This window comes from Algibacter ulvanivorans (assembly GCF_048381495.1).
Lineage (GTDB): Bacteria > Bacteroidota > Bacteroidia > Flavobacteriales > Flavobacteriaceae > Algibacter_B > Algibacter_B ulvanivorans.
The window spans coordinates 1,105,087-1,126,400 of the sequence record NZ_JBLWGD010000001.1 but is presented as its reverse complement, the minus strand read 5'-3'; the positions used below and the strand labels follow the sequence as shown (position 1 = coordinate 1,126,400).

15 protein-coding genes are annotated in these 21,314 nt (G+C 31.9%); 13 read left to right on the top strand and 2 right to left on the bottom strand.

All coding sequences use genetic code 11. The annotated features are described in order from the left end of the window. Positions 1–113 precede the first annotated feature (113 nt). Positions 114–5,273 (top strand): T9SS type B sorting domain-containing protein, encoded by a 5,160-nt coding sequence (locus ACNG5D_RS05225; protein ID WP_418182438.1) that lies wholly within the window; start codon positions 114–116, stop codon positions 5,271–5,273. 88 nt (positions 5,274–5,361) lie between these two features. After that, positions 5,362–7,365, top strand: coding sequence for an excinuclease ABC subunit UvrB (gene uvrB / locus ACNG5D_RS05220; RefSeq protein WP_418182437.1), 2,004 nt, complete (start codon positions 5,362–5,364; stop codon positions 7,363–7,365). A 91-nt stretch (positions 7,366–7,456) separates the two neighbouring features. Here uvrB and ACNG5D_RS05215 read toward each other — a convergent pair whose 3' ends face one another. Then, complete coding sequence (locus tag ACNG5D_RS05215; RefSeq protein ID WP_418182436.1) at positions 7,457–7,870, bottom strand: TerB family tellurite resistance protein; 414 nt, start codon at positions 7,868–7,870, stop codon at positions 7,457–7,459. Between the two features lie 379 nt (positions 7,871–8,249). On the opposite strand from ACNG5D_RS05215, the gene ACNG5D_RS05210 reads away from it, so the two are divergent. Continuing rightward, on the top strand, positions 8,250–8,510 hold the full coding sequence (locus ACNG5D_RS05210) for a DUF1456 family protein (RefSeq protein ID WP_418182435.1): 261 nt from the start codon (positions 8,250–8,252) through the stop codon (positions 8,508–8,510). A 54-nt stretch (positions 8,511–8,564) separates the two neighbouring features. On the opposite strand, the gene sucC is transcribed toward ACNG5D_RS05210, so the two are convergent. Then, entirely contained in the window at positions 8,565–9,755 is a 1,191-nt protein-coding gene (gene sucC / locus ACNG5D_RS05205; protein ID WP_418182434.1) for an ADP-forming succinate--CoA ligase subunit beta, read from the bottom strand. 201 nt (positions 9,756–9,956) lie between these two features. On the opposite strand from sucC, the gene lysA reads away from it, so the two are divergent. From lysA to ACNG5D_RS05155, 10 genes are all read left to right on the top strand, one after another. Then, on the top strand, positions 9,957–11,192 hold the full coding sequence (lysA, locus tag ACNG5D_RS05200) for a diaminopimelate decarboxylase (protein WP_418182433.1): 1,236 nt from the start codon (positions 9,957–9,959) through the stop codon (positions 11,190–11,192). A 131-nt stretch (positions 11,193–11,323) separates the two neighbouring features. Then, positions 11,324–12,271 carry a sterol desaturase family protein gene (locus ACNG5D_RS05195; RefSeq protein ID WP_418182432.1) on the top strand — a complete coding sequence of 316 codons (948 nt, stop codon included), beginning with the start codon at positions 11,324–11,326 and terminating at the stop codon, positions 12,269–12,271. Positions 12,272–12,381: 110 nt separating this feature from the next. Next, a complete protein-coding gene (locus tag ACNG5D_RS05190) occupies positions 12,382–14,304 on the top strand; it encodes a tetratricopeptide repeat-containing sensor histidine kinase (RefSeq protein ID WP_418182431.1) in 1,923 nt (640 codons plus the stop codon). Next, entirely contained in the window at positions 14,304–15,044 is a 741-nt protein-coding gene (locus tag ACNG5D_RS05185) for a LytR/AlgR family response regulator transcription factor (protein ID WP_418182430.1), read from the top strand. Before ACNG5D_RS05190 ends, ACNG5D_RS05185 begins: the two co-directional genes overlap by 1 nt. A 383-nt stretch (positions 15,045–15,427) precedes the next feature. Then, complete coding sequence (locus ACNG5D_RS05180; protein ID WP_418182429.1) at positions 15,428–16,366, top strand: NAD-dependent epimerase/dehydratase family protein; 939 nt, start codon at positions 15,428–15,430, stop codon at positions 16,364–16,366. 50 nt (positions 16,367–16,416) lie between these two features. Then, positions 16,417–17,361: a nuclear transport factor 2 family protein gene (locus tag ACNG5D_RS05175; RefSeq protein ID WP_418182428.1), complete on the top strand. Its 945-nt coding sequence runs from the start codon at positions 16,417–16,419 to the stop codon at positions 17,359–17,361. A 94-nt stretch (positions 17,362–17,455) separates the two neighbouring features. Next, positions 17,456–17,986: a RidA family protein gene (locus tag ACNG5D_RS05170; RefSeq protein ID WP_418182427.1), complete on the top strand. Its 531-nt coding sequence runs from the start codon at positions 17,456–17,458 to the stop codon at positions 17,984–17,986. Between the two features lie 20 nt (positions 17,987–18,006). Then, a complete protein-coding gene (locus ACNG5D_RS05165) occupies positions 18,007–18,540 on the top strand; it encodes an acyl-CoA thioesterase (protein WP_418182426.1) in 534 nt (177 codons plus the stop codon). A gap of 269 nt (positions 18,541–18,809) precedes the next feature. Beyond that, complete coding sequence (locus ACNG5D_RS05160) at positions 18,810–19,994, top strand: acetyltransferase domain-containing protein (protein ID WP_418182425.1); 1,185 nt, start codon at positions 18,810–18,812, stop codon at positions 19,992–19,994. 10 nt (positions 19,995–20,004) lie between these two features. Beyond that, positions 20,005–21,309, top strand: coding sequence for an APC family permease (locus ACNG5D_RS05155; protein ID WP_418182424.1), 1,305 nt, complete (start codon positions 20,005–20,007; stop codon positions 21,307–21,309). Positions 21,310–21,314 lie beyond the last annotated feature (5 nt).

Below are 21,314 nucleotides of genomic sequence, written 5' to 3'. Positions count from 1 at the left end.
AAATATATTTTTTAGTATTTTAACTTATAATTTAAACCTTTAGGGATTATTTAAGTCAAATATTATTAAAATAACATATTTTAGTATTTCGACTTTAAATTATATTTATCCCTATGTTTGGTGTAATAGCTAAAAAACAACCCCTAAAACTAGTTTTATATATTTTAATTATAGCATTTAGTTTTAAAGGCTATTCGCAATTAAGTAAAAAACATTATATCCCGCCATTAACCAGCTCTGCACTTGGAAATGCTAATGCAGAAGACCAATACATATACTTATCAACCCCAAGTAAAACCAATATATCTTATACCATTATACCCGTTGGCTTACCAGCTACAAGTTATATTACAGGTACAGTATCTAATACTACGCCAGAGCAAATTGCTATTGGATCTGGTAATGGCCAATTATTTATCCCATCAACAGAAACCAGCAAAATTGTTAACGACAGAGGTTTTATAATCGAAGCCGAAGCTCCCATTTATGTTTCTGTAAGAATGAATGCTGGAGGTGGCGCACAAGCTGGCGCCTTAGTTAGTAAAGGGCTTTCTGCTCTTGGCCATACTTTTAGAGTAGGAAGTTATACTAACGGCAACCCACAAGACAATTACTTAAATTTTGTATCGGTAATGGCTACTGAAGATAATACACAAATTAACTTTAGTAATTTACCGGCCGGATTAATCATAAAAAATTATACAGGAACAACACCAATAAATGCAACCTTAAACGAAGGCGAAAGCTATACTATAGCAACAAATTGCAATGAAGCAACGGTTAACCAAGATGGTTTAATAGGATGCTTAATAGAAGCAAACAAACCCATTGTAGTAAATTGTGGCTCTACCAATGGTAGTTTTGGCACAGGTAATGGGCGAGATTACGGGATAGACCAGATTGTAGATGTAACCAAAATAGGAACAGAATATATTTTTGTAAAAGGCGATGGCGATAATGCTTGGGAAAACATTTTAATTGTAGCGCATACCGATAACACAACAATAAGTATTAACGGAAATGCATCTGTTACCACCATAAACGCAGGTGAATATTATGTCATTGAAGGACACCAATATAATGCAAACGGAAATATGTATGTAGAAACTTCACAACCTGTTTTTGCTTACCAAGGTGTTGGAGGTTTAGGAAATAGTGGCACACCTAATGAAGCCAATCAAGGTTTATTTTTTGTACCACCATTAAGCTGCGAAACACGTGGAAATTTAGACAATATAGCTAACATAAATAACATTGGTAGCACCAATTATTCTGGCGGTATAACAGTTGTAACCAAAGTTGGAGCAACCATAACAATTAATGGCGCACCCATTGGAGTAGCACCAAACCCTGTTGATGGAAAACCAGATTATATTACTTATAAAGTAAAAGGACTAAATGGCAATATTGCTGTACAAAGTGATGATGAACTGTATTGCGCTTATTTTAATTACAACGGCTCTGCAACCTCAGGAAGTTTCTATTCTGGATTTCCCTCGGCACCCGAAATAAATTTTGATGCGCAATTTGCTACCCTAGGAAACTGTATACCAAACATAACTCTCGAAGCTGCAAACACGCAAAGTTTCGATAGTTTTAAATGGTTGTTCGATGATGGCTCTGGCACAGGTTTTATTGACTTAATGATTACCACCTCAACCATTACACCAACATTACCTGGAAAATACAAATTAATAGGTATAATTACTTGTACAGGCGAAGAGTTAGAATCTATTGAAATACCCATTAGCGTTTGCCCAGACGATAGAGATAATGATGGTATAATTGATAATATTGATATTGATAATGATAATGACGGTATATTAAACTGTACAGAATCTAAAGGCAATGTAACCCTAGATTTATCAAACACAAGACCGCCAATACTAAGGTTTCAAGACGGAACCACAGATACATCCATAGCAACAGATAATATCACTATAAATCGTGTAAGTGCCGGAACTAGTTCTATTACCCTATCAAATACAGGAAACATAACTAGTAATATTCCTGCAACCACAAACGGAGACAACACTTACGCTTTAACATTCTCTGAACCTGTAAATGTTAAGTTTTCAGAAGATATTGCGGTAACACACACAACTATTAATAATGAATTTTTTGTGGCTAAAATTTTACCAGTAAACAAAAACATTACACTATTAGACCCTGACGATAGGCTTTTAATAGATTCTAATTTTGATGGTGTTTTTGAAACTGGAGTTACACAAATTTCAGGTTCAGAAATACATTTTAAATTCAACCCTACTCCAACTGGCACAACACCTTATGAATTTTTAGCCAATCAAGTTGAAGGCTTTACATTTGTTCATTATTTAGAAAACAATGCTTCAAATTCTATTTTTTCAGGCATCTTATCGCTTACCTGTTTTAAAAATGATAATGATATAGATGGCATAAAAGATGCTTTTGATTTAGATAGTGATAATGATGGTATTCCAGACCACATAGAAAACCAAGGGCAATTAATTGCTTTATCTTTTACCGATACCGATTTAAATGGTTTAGATGATGTATTTAACGAAGCACACACACCTATCGATACCGATAATGATGGCGTTTTAGACTTTTACGATTTAGATAGTGATAACGATGGTATTTTCGATTTAATAGAAACTGGCCAATTAGGCACCTTGTCGGACACCGATTTAAATGGCATTGAAGACGGCCCAACTTATGGCACTAATGGATGGGCAGATAATGCAGAAACCACACCAGATAGTAATGAAATAGGTTATACACTAAACGATTTAGATAATGATACTATATTTTCATATTTAGATTCCGATAGCGATAATGATGGTTGTAACGATGTTATTGAAGCTGGTTTTTATGATGCAAATAACGATGCCATTTTAGGCAACACATTAGCGACTACAAATGCATTAGGAATGGTTAACAATGCCACCGATGGATATACAATACCAAACACCAATTATCTTATTTCTGCACCTTTAACTATTACAACTCAACCAACAAACACCATAGTATGTCAAGCATCAAATACGCTAATTACTATGGCATCAACCGAAGCCGAGACCTACCAATGGGAAGTAAATACAGACGGTGTTAATTGGAATACAATAACAGATAACATTAATTATAATAACTCACAATCAACAAGCTTAAGTATTTTAAACACGCCATTATCTTTTAACACCTATAAATATAGAGTTAAGATAGACAGAAATGGGAATAGTTGCGGTTTATATTCTAATGAAATTGAATTAACTGTAAACCCATTACCAATTGTAAATTCTCCCGTTGTTTTAATACAATGCGACGATGATGATTTAGCCACTTTAGGTTTTAGCCCTTTCAATTTAACCGAGGCTAATAATAAAATATCTACAAACGCTACAAACGAAATATTTACATATTTTTTAACAGAAGCAGCAGCTATATCTGGAGATACTGCAAGTTCAAATTACATTAACAATCCAACAACATTCGAAAACAGAACAATAAGTTCAGATACTGTTTGGGCTAGAATAGAATCTGCTTTAGGTTGTGCTTCTGTGGCGCAAATACAACTTAATGTCTCTACAACCGTAGTCCCGTCATCTTTTATTGTAAACTTTAATCAATGCGACGATTTTCTTGATATAAATGGTAACGACAATTCTAACAATAACAACAGAGATGGTATTGCTAGCTTCAACTTTAGTAGTGTTTCTGCAACTATAACTAGCTTTATTCCTCCTGGACAAACCATTTTACCACCGCGTTATTACAGAAATGAAACTGATGCTTTAGCCGAAATTAATGAAATTACAGACCCTTCAAATTATAGAAATATAGGCTATCCTGATTCGCAATATATTTATGTTAGAATAGATAGTGCCATCTCTAATGATTGCTTAGGCTTAGGAGCACATATCTTATTAAATGTAGAACCCTTACCTGTAGCAAATACTGTTACAATAAATAATCAATGTGATGATGATGAAGATGGCGAATACCCATTTAATACCTCGCAAATAGAAACCGATGTATTAGGCACCCAAAACCCAGCCAATTTTACAGTTTCATATTTTGACGAAAACGGCGATACCTTACCAAGCCCTTTACCAAACCCATTTATAACAGCAACACAAACTATAACCATTCGTGTTACAAACAATACAACTACAGCACCAGACGGGCCATGTTACGATGAAACTAACGTCACCTTTACAGTAAACAAACAACCATTTGCAAACTCTATTCCGGACCAGATAGTATGCGACGGAAGTTCTAGCGACGTTGATAATGATGGCTTATACCCATTTAATACCTCAACCTACACAAGTACCATTTTAGGCTCACAAATTGGCATGGAAATTTATTATGATTATAGCGATGAAAACGGAAACTTATTGCTCAATCAACCAAGCTTACCAAACCCTTTAAATTCTAGAAATCAAACTATTAATGTAAAAGTTGTAAACCCAAACAATTTAGAGTGTGTAGCTAATACCACTATAAACCTAACCGTAAATCCTTTACCAGAATTTACTGTAGATACACCAAGGCTTGTTTGCTCGTCCGATCCTACATTTTCAATTAACCTAGAACCTTTTGAAGCAAACCCTACAGAAATTTTTAATTACGAGTGGCTATGGACAAGCATAGATGGCACAACCGTTAATCAATTTGTATCGAACAACCGCAACATATCAGTTTCTATTCCAGGAACCTACAGCATTACGCTTACAAAAACCGATGGTAGTAATTGCTCTAAAACTCAAACTATATTTGTTGATGCATCAGAAAAAGCAACTATAACCCATAACGATGTAAGCATAATTGACCTTTCTGAAAATAACTCTGTAACCATTAACCCAACTAATTTGGGCATGGGTAATTATGAATACGCTTTACAAGAAGAAGGCTCTACCCTTATAAATTATCAAACAGAACCTTTTTTTAATAATATAAAACCTGGTTTTTACACCATTCATGTTAAAGATAATATTTGCGGAGTTTCAACACTAAACATCTCTGTTATTGGCTATCCAAAATATTTTACACCTAATGGTGATGGTATTAATGATGTTTGGAAAATTCAAGGTATAGACAACCGTATTCAACCAAACAGTACCGTTTTAATTTTTGATCGCTACGGAAAATTAATAAAACAATTATTAGTGCAAGATGCTGGCTGGGATGGTACTTTTAACGGAAACATTTTATTAAACGACGATTATTGGTTTAAAGTTTTTTTAGAAGATGGCAGAACATTTTCTGGGCACTTTACTTTAAAACGTTAAAGCCTAAATTTATATTAGTTAAATTTCAAATTCCATCAACTTTAAGTAATTTAGACATTTAATAATTACTTTAGGTTTTTTTAGGAATATGCAGTTTAAAATTGAATCGGAATTTAAACCAACAGGAGATCAGCCAGAAGCTATAAAACAACTTGTTAATGGCATTAACTCAAATGAAAAGTACCAAACACTACTTGGCGTAACAGGCTCTGGAAAAACATTTACCGTTGCCAATGTTATTAAAGAAGTGCAACGTCCAACATTAGTTTTAGCACATAATAAAACATTAGCCGCACAACTGTATTCTGAGTTTAAACAGTTTTTTCCAAATAATGCTGTTGAGTATTTTGTTTCGTATTACGATTATTATCAACCAGAAGCTTATATTCCCGTATCTGGAGTTTATATAGAAAAAGATTTATCTATAAACGAAGAAATTGAAAAAATGAGATTAAGCACAACATCATCTCTGCTTTCTGGTAGACGAGATGTTTTAGTTGTTGCCTCTGTATCTTGTTTATATGGTATTGGAAACCCAATTGAGTTTCAAAAAAACGTAATTACCTTAGAGAGAGATCAAGTAATTTCAAGAACAAAACTATTACACCAACTCGTGCAAAGTTTATACTCTAGAACCGAATTAGATTTTAAACACGGTAATTTTAGAATAAAAGGAGATACTGTAGACGTGTTTCCTAGTTATGCTGATGATGCTTTTAGAATTCACTTTTTTGGAGATGAAATAGAAGACATTGAATCTTTTAACATACAAACCAATGAAGTTGTAGAAAAATATGATAGGCTAAACATATATCCTGCAAACATGTTTGTAACGTCGCCAGATGTTTTACAAAACGCTATAAAAGACATTCAAGACGATTTAGTAAAGCAACACGACTATTTTAAAGATATTGGAAAACACCTAGAAGCAAAACGCCTAAAAGAACGAACGGAGTTTGACTTAGAAATGATTCGTGAACTTGGTTATTGCTCGGGCATTGAAAACTATTCTCGTTATTTAGATGGCCGATTACCTGGTACACGTCCCTTTTGTTTATTAGATTACTTTCCAGACGATTTTTTAATGGTTGTAGATGAAAGCCATGTTACTATCTCTCAAGTACATGCCATGTATGGTGGAGATAGAAGCAGAAAAGAAAACCTAGTAGAATATGGTTTTAGATTACCTGCAGCCATGGACAACAGACCATTAAAATTTGAAGAGTTTGAAATGCTTCAAAACCAAGTTATATACGTAAGTGCTACACCAGCAGATTACGAGTTACAAAAAACCGATGGTGTGTATGTAGAACAAGTTATTCGTCCTACTGGGTTATTAGACCCCATTATTGAAGTACGTCCCAGCTTAAATCAAATTGATGATTTAATAGAAGAAATACAACTACGCGTTGAAAAAGACGAACGTACTTTAGTAACTACACTTACTAAACGTATGGCAGAAGAATTAACCAAATATTTAGACAGAATACAAATAAGGTGCCGCTACATACATAGCGATGTAGATACTTTAGAGCGTGTAGAAATTATGCAAGATTTGCGTAAAGGTTTATTTGATGTACTTGTTGGTGTAAACTTACTACGCGAAGGTTTAGATTTACCAGAAGTATCGTTAGTTGCTATTTTAGATGCCGACAAAGAAGGTTTTTTACGTTCTGCTCGTTCTTTAACACAAACAGTTGGTAGAGCTGCCAGAAACCTAAATGGTAAAGCTATAATGTATGCCGATAAGATTACAAAAAGCATGCAAAAAACCATTGACGAAACCGAATATAGACGCGAAAAACAAATAGCTTACAATACAAAACACAACCTTACACCTAAAGCTTTAAATAAAAGTTTAGACAACGTACTTTCTAAAAACTCTGTAAGTACATATAGTTACGAACTTGAAGCCTTAAAAGCAGCCGAGCCAGAAAGCGAATATTTAAGCAAACCCGAACTTGAAAAGAAAATTAGAGAAAAACGAAAGCTTATGGAAGAAGCTGCAAAAGCACTAGACTTTATTGTAGCAGCAAAACTACGAGATGAAATTAAAAACTACCAAACTAAATTAGAAAAGCTAAAAGTATAAACACTTCTAGCTTTTCATTAATTTACTTGAGTAAATTATAATCAACACTATTATATTTGTTCTTTTAGAGTAAATCTAAAAAAAGTAGGTCTTAGTTATATTGTGTTTTAAAAATATCTATCAACACATCTGGAGGTACTATTTTATTAGGAAAGCTTTCCATTAAATACAAAACTTTAGTAATAGATTCGTGGCTAAGCCCCATTCTTAAACCAAAGTTGTATAACTTTATAACTCCAGTAGAGTTATTATCATAGTTGTTTTCTTGTTCAATATTCATTAATAAAACAAGCCTATGAAACTGAACTATGCGTTCGCTATGAGATTTTAAGTGTGTATATGTTACTGGATTTTCCAATAAATACTCAAAATCTTCTCTAGAAATATCTAACTGTTTTGCCACACCTAATAAAAAATTATATTCTAATCTTTTAATGTCTTTATCGTGTTTAGCAAAAGCTATCATTTCTGATAAAAGGCTCAATTTTTCTACTCTATTTACCATTTTTAAGGGTTTTCTTTAGGGATAAATTAATTACTATATAAAGTTACACAGAAGAGGCTATAAATAATCGTAGATATAATGTATCTTATCGAAAAACAGTAGGTATTTAGTCGTTAAATTCAATTACTTCGTCAAGAATTATTTTTTTTCAACTAACAAATTTACTTTTCATCTTTTTTAAAATTATTAACCCAAACAAAAACAATCAACACAAAAACCTAAAAATCAACTGCTTACGTCAAAAAATCTATTTCATGTTTTAAATTTCAAATTTCAACTTTTAAGGTATCTTTGCACAAGATTGTTAAACGTTAGTTACGATAATGTTAAGGATTAAAATCGATGAAATGCACATGCTAAAAGCCATTAAATAAAAGCTATGACAAATAATGATATATTAAAAAAGCTAAGAGTAGCTTTAAAACTACGGGATGATGATATTGTAAAAATATTGGCCCTTGTAGATTTTAGAATTTCTAAAAGCGAGCTTGGTGCTTTTTTTAGAAGAGAAGACCACCCAAAATACATGGAGTGTGGCGATCAAATTCTGAGGAATTTTTTAAATGGTTTGGTTATTCATCTTAGAGGCCCAATGCCTAAAAAGATTGAAAAATTACCACAAAAAAAGAGCAACAAATAAATGTTGCTCTTTTTTATAAAATTAAAATACTAAACTTAGTATTTATACTTTAATTTAAGATAATACTTGTTGTACTTTATCTGCTGCTTCTTGAAACTCTGTTGCACTCATTACATCTAGTCCTGAGTTATCAATTAGTTCTTTTGCTATATCTGCATTTGTACCTTGTAAACGTACAATAATTGGCACTTCAATATTACCCATGTTTTTATAAGCATCAATAACACCTTGGGCAACACGATCGCAACGTACAATACCTCCAAATATGTTTATAAGAATAGCTTTTACAGCTGGGTCTTTTAATATAATTTTAAATGCAGCTTCAACACGTGCAGCATCGGCAGTACCTCCAACATCTAAAAAGTTAGCTGGCTCACCTCCTGCTTGTTTAATTAAATCCATGGTTGCCATAGCTAAACCAGCTCCATTTACCATACATCCAACATTACCATCAAGATCAACGTAATTTAAACCAAGCTCTCCGGCTTCAACTTCAATAGCGCTTTCTTCACGTACATCGCGTAAATCAATATAATTTTTATGCCTGTATAATGCATTATCATCAATAGTTACTTTAGCATCAACAGCCATTATTTTATTATCGCTTGTTTTTAAAACGGGATTAATTTCAAATAAAGACGAATCAGATTTTACGTAAGCTGTATAAAGGTTAGTAACAAATTTTGTCATTTCTTTAAATGCTACGCCAGATAAACCTAAGTTAAAAGCAACACGTCTTGCTTGAAATGGCATTAAACCAACCGCAGGATCAACCTCTTCTGTAAATATTAAATGTGGGGTTTCTTCTGCAACAGTTTCAATATCCATACCTCCTTCAGTAGAATACATTATCATGTTACGACCTGTACCTCTATTTAATAAAACGGATACATAAAACTCACTTGTTTCACTTTCTCCTGGGTAATATACATCTTCGGCAACTAAAACTTGGTGTACACGCTTACCTTCGGCAGAAGTTTGCGGCGTTACTAAATCCATACCTATTATTTGCCCTGCAATTTCTTCTACTTCTTGTAAATTTTTAGCAAGCTTAACGCCTCCGCCTTTTCCTCGACCTCCTGCATGCACTTGTGCTTTTATAACATGCCAGCTTGTTCCTGTTTCGCTAGTTAATTGCTTTGCAGCTGCTACTGCTTCGTTTGCATTTTGAGCAACAATACCTCTTTGGATACGTACGCCAAAACTGCTTAATATTTCTTTACCTTGGTATTCGTGTAAATTCATAATATTGCTTCTGTTTTAAGATTCACAAATGTAAATAATAGCGTTTACTTACCCTAATATTTATTTATTAAAACTTATATAAATTAATTTACTACTCAGCACTTGTTAAATAATTAACAAAATGTTTAATTTGATATATTTTTTATTTTTTTATTTTTTTTTTGAGGCAAAGAAATATCTTTGAAAAAAATTTAAATAACTATGTTAGATAATCAGTTGCTTAAAATTGCACAAGATTTTGGAAGTCCAGTATATGTTTATGATGCTGAGAAAATTGAACACCAATATAAAAGACTTACTACAGCTTTTAAAGGTGTAAAAAAGTTAAAGATAAATTATGCTGTAAAAGCTTTATCTAACATTTCAATATTAAAATTTTTAAAATCGTTAGGTTCTGGTATCGATACAGTATCTATACAAGAAGTTAAACTAGGTTTAGCTGCTGGTTTTTCGCCAGATCAAATTATATATACTCCAAACGGGGTATCTTTAGACGAGATTGAACAAGCTGCAAAACTAGGTGTAAAAATAAATATTGATAATCTTTCTATTTTAGAACAGTTTGGTACAAAACACCCTAAAACACCTGTTTGTATTCGTATTAACCCTCATGTTATGGCTGGCGGAAATGCAAACATTTCTGTTGGGCATATAGATTCTAAATTCGGAATTTCAATCCATCAAATACCACATATATTACGTATTGTTGAAAATACTAAAATGACAATAAACGGAATTCACATGCATACAGGTAGTGATATTTTAGATATTGAAGTATTTTTATACGCTAGCGAAATATTGTTTGATACCGCTAAACAATTTAAAAATTTAGATTTCATAGATTTTGGTTCTGGATTTAAAGTACCTTATAAGCAAGGAGATATTGAAACCAATATTGAAGAATTAGGTAAAAAACTATCGGCAAGGTTTAACGAGTTTTGTAAATCTTACGGTAAAGATTTAACTCTTGCTTTTGAGCCTGGCAAATTTTTAGTAAGCGAATCGGGTAGTTTTTTAACTCAAGTAAACGCTGTAAAACAAACAACATCGACAGTTTTTGCACAAATAGATTCTGGTTTTAACCACTTAATTCGTCCTATGTTTTATGGTTCTCATCATGATATAGTAAACATATCAAACCCTAAAGGTAGAGAACGTTTTTATACTGTAGTAGGCTACATTTGCGAAACCGATACTTTTGGAAATAACAGACGTATTAATGAAATTAATGAAGGTGATATTTTAAGCTTTAAAAACGCCGGTGCCTATTGCTTCTCTATGGCTAGTAATTACAACTCTAGATATAGACCAGCCGAAGTATTATGGTATAATAATAAAGCGCATTTGATTAGAAAAAGAGAAACGTTTAACGATATTTTAAACAATCAAATAGAAGTAGACTTTAAATCAAAAAAGGAAACTGCATTAGCTAAATAATTGTTTTTATATAAACTAAAAAAAGGCTTTAAAACATAAGTTTGTTTTAAAGCCTTTTTTATTTGAAATAAATGCCACATAGTTTAGTTTAATAATAAAAACCTCCTATTTTTGAAAAAACTCAATATTTAATGGATTTTACAAACCCTCTGGTTTATGGTGTACCTTGCTTTCTTGGTTTCATTTTACTAGAATTATCATATAGCAAACACCATAAAGACAAAAAGGATTTGTATGAATGGAAAGACTTAGCCGCAAGTCTTACCATGGGCATCGGTTCAACCATTATAGCTCCCCTTACAAAAACAATTGCCGCCATAGTATTGTTTAATTTTATTTATAATCTATTTAACCCAATTATAGATGGTGTTAGAACAAACATTATGGGCTGGGAATCTTTTGGGTATGCTTGGTATATATGGCTATTATGCCAATTAGCAGACGATTTTAGCTACTATTGGTTTCATAGGCAAAACCATAATGTTAGGTTTTTATGGGCAGCACATATTGTACATCATTCTTCTGAAAACTTTAACTTAGGAACCGCCGTAAGAAACGGATGGTTTACCATTTTTTACAAACCATTTTTTTACATGTGGATTCCTGCTATTGGTTTCCCTCCAGAAATGCTTGTTGTTTGTCTTGGTATTGAAGCCTTATGGCAGTTTCAATTACACTCGGTATTTATTCCAAAAATGGGAATTATTGAAAAAATATTTAATACCCACACCATGCATCAAGTACATCATGCTCAAAATTTAGAATACATGGATAAAAACCATGGTGGCTTCTTAAATATTTTTGATAAAATGTTTGGCACATGGAAAGAATTAGATGAATCTATTGATATAAAATACGGCGTTACAAAAGCGCCAAACTCATACAATCCATTAATTATCTTAACTCATGAATATAAAGATATATGGAACGATATGAAAAAATCTAAAAACTGGTATCATAAATTCATGTATGCCTTTGCCGCACCTGGCTGGAGCCATGACGGAAGTACTCTTACCATTAAGCAACAACAAAAACTAATAAAAGCAGAAAAAGCTTCAAAAAAAATTAACGAAAACTAATCATTTTATTATTTCAAAATACATTTACTCAAAATATTTGTTAATACTCTAAATTTTATATAATTTTATAGGTAATCCCTAAGTCTTTTTAAATAATTAAAAAAGACTTTATGCCAAATTCAATTTTTAATTCCGTTTTTAGTTTTAAAACCGCAGTTTATTGCTTATTGCTTTGTTTTAAATTATCTTATTCTCAAAACGCATCAATAGACAGCCTTAACCTTTTACTTTCAAAAGAAACAAAAGATGAAAAAAAGCTTGAACTTTTAAATACAATTGTATCTAAAGCTTCAGATATAGATTTTAAAAAAGCAAAATTGCATGCCCAAATCGCTGTAAATCTTGCTAATAAAACCCAAAATAAAATTTGGCAACCCGTTTTTAATGAAATGAAAGGCAGAATTCATGCAAACTTGCTAGAGTTAGACTCTGCCTCCTACCACTTTAACAAAGCTTACAATCAATACCTAAATATAGATAACAAAAAAGGACAAGCCACTACCCTATTTAAAATAGGTTGGGTTTACAAAAAAGGAGGTAATATAGAAAGCGCTATGCAATGCGATTTAAAAGCGCTTAAACTTATGGAATCTATAAATAACAAAGCAGGAATTGCTGGTGCTAACACTAGAATTTCTGAAGATTTATGCCGACAAGAACGATACAACGAGGCTTTAGAGTATGCATTAAAAAACATAGCTTTTTGTAAAGAAAACAATTTGAATACCGAGTTAGTTTACAGCTACACAAATGCAGGTGATGCCACAATTGCAATGAGCAACCCTAAAGATGCCTTTATCTATTTTGATAAAGCATTAAACCTAGCAAAAAAACTAGGTTTCAACCCAATGAGTATGTGCGATTTTATGAATAATCGCGGCAATGCATTAAAACGATTAGGGCGTTATGATGAAGCATTATCAGACTACACTAAAGTACTAGAATTAGCTAAACAAACAAATTACAAAAATGCATCAACAACCGTTGTTGCCAATTTAGGCGAAGTAAACCTTTTAAAAGGCAATTTTAATGAAGCACTAAAATATCAATTGCAAACCATAACGCATCAAGAAAACAATAACGATTTAGCTAACCTTACTGAAAACTATGGGCACGTAAGTACTATTTATGAAAAATTAGGCAATTATCAATTGGCATTAGAGTACCAAAAAAAGGCCAGAGTTATGCGTGATAGTACTGCAAAAATAGAGAGCGACAAAACCATGTCTAATTTATTAACCCAATATGAAACTGAGAAGAAAGAAAGCACTATAGCGGTTCAAAAAACGCAACTTGCCCAACAAAAACTTGTAAAATGGTTAAGTATTGGAGTAGCATGTTTGCTATTAGCCTTTTTGTTTTTTGGCTATAGAAGTTATTTGGCACGTGCAAAAACCAATAAACTATTGGCTGCAAAAAATAAGCAAAACGAATTGCTACTTAAAGAAATACATCATCGTGTAAAAAATAATTTAGAGCTTGTTAAAAGCTTAATAGCATTACAATCTGCACAATTAGAAGACTCTACAACGAAAGATGCAATGATTGCTAGTCAAAACCGAGTTCAATCCATGGGCATTATTCACCAAAAATTATATCAAGGTAAAAATTTAGGAAGTGTAGAAATGAAAGATTACTTCCTTAATCTAGGCGAAGGTATTTTAGACACGTTTAATGCTGATAATAAAGTAAAAATTGAATATGCAATGGATAGCCTAGAATTAGATGTAGACACAGCAGTACCCATAGGTTTAATTGTAAACGAACTTTTAACAAACGCCTTAAAATATGCATTTCCTAAAAACACAAAAGGCAATATATCCATAAGCTTATTAAAACCAAACCCAGCAACATTAACCTTAAAAGTTATTGATAATGGTGTAGGCAAAACAAAACAATTAAAACCAAGAGGTACTGGCTTTGGTTCGCAGCTTATAAAACTATTAACCCAACAACTTAATGGAGAAATGAAAGAAAGTTCGTTAAATGGTACATCTGTGTTTTTTCATTTTAAATTAAATAACGCGGCTTAATGGATGCAAAAACTAAAATATTAATTGTTGAAGATGAAATGATTATTGCTGCAAACATATCATTACAGCTTACTACGCTAGGTTATGAGGTAACAGGCTTGGTTACTAGAGGCGAAGAAGCCTTAATGCATATAGAGCAGCATCAACCAGACATTTTACTTTTAGATATTAATTTAAAAGGAAATATTGATGGTATTGAAACTGCTAAAATCATGCAAAAAACATTTAATATTCCTATTATTTATTTAACAGCTAATGCCGATGAAGCCCATTTTAACAGAGCAAAAGTTACAAACCCATACGCCTTTATCTCTAAACCGTTTAAAAAATTAGATTTAGAACGTGCTATAGAATTAACTGTAAATAGAATTAAAACCGAAAAACAAACAAATAAACCTCTAGTAGAAAAAACTACACCTTTTATTTTAAGCGACAGCATTTTTGTAAGACATTCTGAAAAAATGGTACGCGTTAATATTAAGGATATTTTATACATTGAAGCAGAACGAAATTACTGCCGTATTTACTCTAAAATAAAAGAGTATTTATTGGTAATAACACTAAAAGATCTAGACGAAAAACTACCTCAACAACACTTTATAAGAGTGCATCGCTCATTTATAGTAAATCTCTCTCAAATTGATGAAGTAGCAACTAGCCATATTGTAATTGCTAAAAAAGCCATTCCCGTAAGTAAATCTTTAAAAGAAGAATTACTCAATAGATTACAAACCATATAAGAGGCCTAAACCAATAAAAAAGCTTAGATAAGTTAAAAGATAGTTTCGGACAATAAAACATCACTTTCGTCCTAAACAACTTTTTTTTACCAATGATTATCAGTTATTTAGAATCATAATTACTCCCCTAATTCAATTTACTAAACCTACAAAGGTTTGTAGAGCAAGAATATATTTTTTAGCGCATTAAAAATAACCAACCATAAACCTCATGGCTTATTTATAAGCATAAGCTACAAGGTTTTTAAAGCTAAATAAACAACAATTAATCAAACTAAAAAGTAAAACATTGGTAATAGTATTCCTTTTAAATTATTTGAAAACACGTTAGTCTCTCTAACTATTACCAATGTTTACTTTAATTATCTAAAAACAATCTAATTATGAAAAAAGTAGGTATTATAGGAGGCGCAGGTTTTATAGGTAGCTATATAACAAAACGATTTTTAGAAAGTAATTTTGAAGTAAAAGTATCTACAACCAATATTTCAAACGAAAGCAAGTACGAACACTTAATGAAGCTTAACTACACCGAAAACTTACATATTAGTGAGCTTAATGTAGAAAACAAAAACCAATTACAAGAATTTGTAAAAGACTGCGACATTGTTATTCATGGAGGCACACCATTTCAATTAGATGTAAAAAATCCACAAACCCAACTTTTTAACCCTACAATAAAAGGCACCGAAAACTTTTTAGAGGTTGTTAATAATACACCAAGTATACATAAAGTTGTTTTTATAGCATCTGTTGCCGCATGGAATACTAACTTTCCATTACCAGCAGATGGAAAAACGAGTAACGATAGCTTTAACGAAAAAAGTATTCCGTTTACAAGTACAGAAAGTCACCCCTATGCACAAGCCAAATTTATAGCCAACCAAACAGTCAATACATTTATTAAAACGCATCCAAATTTAGACTTCGAGATAACTAGCGTATCGCCTGTAATGGTTATGGGAAAATCGCTTTCTAATCGAGAAGACTCGACATCTACAAGTTTACAATTTTTATTTAAAGAAAAAATAGCACCCAACCCTTTTATTCAAATGTTTTATGATCAAGACGTAGATTTTGCCATTGTAAATGTAAAAGACGTTGCAGAGGGCGTTTATAAAACTGCAACAATATCTGGATTACACGGAAAAAACTACTTACTAAGTAGCGAAAGCTACCCGGTTTCAGATGTTACACTAATGCTAAATAATCAGCAACCAAAACATGTCGCTAAAATAATTTATCAAAACCAATTAGCAGAGCACGACCTAGGGTTACCATTTCAATCGGTTCAAAAAACTCTAAATGAATATTCAAACTAAAATGTAATAACTATAAATAACAAATTAATTAACCATAAATATCCTAAACAATGAAAAATCAAGTATTAGTATTCGTTCTTGCTCTATCTAGCATGCTGTCTTTTGGGCAAAAAAAACCAAATGGAACCGTATATATCGATCATCCAGCAATTGAAACAGTAGAAGCCATGACAAGAGCATTTGTAGCTGGCGACTCTACAAAAGTATCAAGTTATTTGGCCGAAGATTTTAAATCTTATAACGGTGTAGGCACAACCACAAAACCAAAAGGCCAGAATAAAGCATCTTTTTCTGGTAGTGCAGTAGGTTGGAACAAGGCATTAGACTATTTTTCAATATCTAGAACAAAAGGCGCATATCCCGATGCAATTGAGTATAAAGAAGACAACCAAAAAGATATCGTTTGGGTACAAACCTGGGAAGACATAAAAGGGATGCACAAAAAAACAGGTGTTAAAGTTAATATGCCAGTTCACAGACTTTATGTTGTAAACAAAAACAACAAAATACAAACTGTTATTAGTTATAGCAACGAAAGTATTTTTGATGAAGTAGGCGCTAGTTTTGTAAACAGAACCAATGGCACCATATACAATCATCACGATAATATAAATACAATAAGAAAAGTTATATATGCTTATGAAAATGGAGATGTAGACAAGTGCTTAAGCTATTATAGTGATAATGCCAGATTTAGTAATATTCATCAAAAATTTGGTGAATCGAAAACAAAAACTGAAATAAAACCAATAAGAGAAAAATTTTTAGAAGACTTTGAGTTAGTAAGTATTGATATGATTGGGTATCCTGATTACCTAGAATACGAAATGGGCGATGGCCGAGAAGTATTATCATGGTGGAACTTTCATTTAATACGAAAATCAGACAAAAAAGAGCTTGCAGTTCCAATGCACCTAAGTCATAGCTTTGATGCCGATGGAAAAATAACTGGCGAAATGATTTATTATAGCCAAGCCCTTTTAAGCGAAAAATAACCAACCTAATTAAACCAAAAGGCAGCCTTAACTACTTATTGCTGTCCTTTGGTTTATAACAAAATAGCTAGTTATCCTTTAAATTAAACAAAACATGAAAACACTAATTAATTACAACTACCAACCAGCAACAATAGCATTACTGTGTGTTATAATAACCTTTATAACTCAAAGTTGTAACCAACAAGTAAAAACAACACCTATAGATACAGAACAAGAAATCTCAATTAAAAATGAAACACCAGAGTATTTTTTATTACGACCAGAAGTTGAAAAAGCTTACGGGTACTCGCACGCTGTTAAAATAGGCAATTCAATTAAAATTTCGGGTGCAGTTAGCATGGATGCCAAAGGAAACCCAACAGCTATAAATGATTTAGAGCAACAAATGAAAAATTGCTATGCAGATTTAAATAAAATATTAACCCATTTTGGTTGCTCTTTTAACGACGTTGTTGTTGAAAATATTTTTACTACAAACATGCCTAAATTTTTAGAACATGCTGGATATAGAACCGAAATTTATAAAAACCATTTTCCAACAGGATCTTGGTTAGGTGTAAAAGAATTGGCTATACCAGAATTTTTAATAGAAATAGAGTTAGAAGCGCACAAGCCCAATTAACCAACAAATGCATTTAAATTATGATATATTATTGGCTACATATGCTATACTTATATGTTGGAGCGAAGTTTTTTTGGAAAAAAGTAAATTTAGATGCCAACTTAACAAGACACAGAAGGGTAAGCATTTTAGATTGCGATTCGCTTAAATATATGGCCAACTCCAAATATTTCTATTACATGGATTTTATACGGTTTGAAATTCTTTTTCGATCAAAACTCTATAATAATACATTTAAAAAAGGGTTATTTCCTGTTATTGCTTCTCAAAAAATTATTTACAAAAAACCACTTAAACGATGGTCAAAATTTAGCATTACACTAAACGTAGAAGGATGGGACAATAAATGGGTATACCACAGCCACACCTTTAAACACAAAAATGAGATTTATGCTATTGGAATTACAAAAGTTACATTCTGGAAACATAAAAAAGCTCAAAACATGTCTAAAATACTAAAAGCTAGCGGACTAAACAAACCAGAAAAGCTACCTTCAATAGACATTTTAAACCTTTTTAAAAATGATTATAACATAATAAAAAGCTATGTATAGTACAAAATCACCATTAAAATTACTAACCTATAAAGCTAACCAACATGCAATTAAAACAATAATTAATCACCGCTATAACTCTTGGATTAGCTTCAACAATTATTTGTCATTGGCTTATGCGGAATTCTTCCTTAAAAGAATTATCTTTAAAAACTCCCGCCTGGATTTTAGGCATTATATGGGCTATTATGTTTTTCTTAATGGTTATTGCTCAAGGAAGTGGTGAACAATTTATATATTTTCAATTTTAATAATTTATAACATTAAGAATGGTACCAATAAAATCTAACCGAATTGAATCTATAGATATTTTAAGAGGTGTAGTAATGGTTATAATGGCTCTAGATCATGTTAGAGATTATTTTCATTACGGATCATTTTTTTCAGACCCAACAAATTTAGAAACCACGACTCCATTTTTATTTTTCACACGGTTTATAACACATTACTGTGCTCCTGTTTTTATTTTCTTAGCCGGCACATCGGCATACTTGTATGGTAGCAAAAAAACAAAACCTGAATTATTTAAATTCCTTCTAACTAGAGGTATTTGGCTTATTATTTTAGCCTTTGTTGTAAACAACTTTTTATGGAAATTTGATGTAACTTATAGCTTTATTATTCTTCAAGTTATTTGGGCTATTGGGTTGTGTATGGTGCTTTTATCGTTCATCATTTATTTACCTTTTAAAGTCGTATTAGTATTAGGATTTCTTTTAGTGTCTTGCCACAACCTACTTGATGGTATTGTTATGCAGGGCACAAGTATTAAATCTATAATTTGGTACATTTTACACCAACAACAATTTGTAATTATGGATGGTGGCACCATGGTTGCTTTTGTATATCCAATTATACCTTGGGTTGGAGTTATTATTTTAGGATATTGTTTTGGCTCTTTATACAAAACAGACTTTAATACGGCTAAAAGAAAAAAATGGCTCTTATATTTAGGGCTTTTAGCAACGTTATTGTTTTTTGTAATTCGTGGCTTAAATATATATGGCGATTTAGTTCCATGGGAAATACAAACCACAACAACAAAAACAATTTTATCGTTTTTTAGCATCACAAAATACCCGCCTTCTTTTGTTTATATATTAATTACGCTTGGCCCCGCTTTGCTATTTTTATATGCCGTAGAGAACACTAAAAATAAAGTAACAGATTTCTTTCTAGTTTTTGGTCGTGTTCCATTATTTTATTACTTCCTACACGTTTTTGTTATTCATATTTTAGCTATTTTAGGTATACTAATTTTTGGCGGTAATTGGGAACATATGGTTTTAACAAAAGATGTTTTTGTAAATGCCAAACTTATAAACTATGGTTACTCACTTTTTGTTGTATATTTAGTTTGGATAGGTGTTATTGTTTTTCTATACTTTCCGAGTAAAAAATATATGATTTATAAAGCAAACAACAAAAACAAATGGTGGTTAAGCTACTTATAAAAACAATTAAATGATAAAAAAAGACGAAGGCTTAAAAAGGCGCGTTGGTGTACTTGGTTTATCTGCCAATATTATAAATATTATTATAGGATCTGGAATATTTGTTTTACCTGCAATTGTTGCCAGTTATATGGGGGCTGCTAGTATAATAGCCTATCTTTTTTGCGGATTACTTATGGCTATGATTATGCTTTGCTTTGCAGAAGCAGGAAGCAAAGTAACCACTACAGGCGGACCTTATACATATATTGAAACAGCCTTTGGTAATTACCCAGGTTTTTTAGCTGGTTTTTTTGCTATTGGAAGCAATTTATTTGCCGATGCTGCAGTATCTAACGCCTTAGTCAATGTAATAGGCTCTACTTACCCTATACTTGCTAGCGGCTGGCCAAGATTTATTTTTCTTTTTGTTCTTTTTTACGGTTTAGTTTACATTAATATAATAGGTTTAAAACAAGGTATTGGTTTAGTAAAATTTAACACTTTAATTAAATTAACACCATTATTCCTTTTAATTTTAATTGGTTTTAAAGACGTTTCCTTTAGCAATTTATATATTGATAATATGCCTAGTATAAAAACTCTAGGTGAAACCTCTTTAATACTATTTTTTGCTTTTCAAGGCTGCGAAACCGGCATTATTGTTGGAGGCGAAGTAAAAAACCCAAAACGAACTATTCCAAGGGCTATTTTAATTAGCATTACTACCGTTGTAATTGTTTATGTTTTAATTCAAACCGTATCACAAGGTGTTTTAGGTAGTAATCTCCCAAACTTTAAAGCAGCTCCATTAGCAGAAACCGCTAAGGTAGTTCTGGGTAATTTTGGCTATCTTTTATTAATAATTGGCGCCGTAATTTCTATGTTTGGTTACATGAGTGGTACTATTTTAAATAGCCCAAGAGTAGTTTATGCGCTTTCTAGAGACCATGTTATTCCTATTAAAGCATTATCGAAAATTCATAAATCTTTTGCTACGCCGTATATAGCTATTTTTGTTTACGCAACAATTGGTTTTTTACTTGCAGTTTCTGGAAGTTTTGAGCAACTAGCTATTATAGCAAGTAGTTCTATGCTTATGCTTTACATGGGTGTAGCACTTGCGGTAATTAAATTACGAAAATCTGAAAAGGAACAAAAAGATAGTTTTAAAATATCAGGAGGTTTCTTAGTTCCTGTATTGTCCATAGGAATTATAATCTATTTTTTATCGAATCTTTCAGGAAACGAAATGGCAATTACAGCTACTACCATAATAATTTTGAGTATTATATTTTTCTTGATTAAATTTTTAAAAAAGAAAAACTTAATATAAAATTA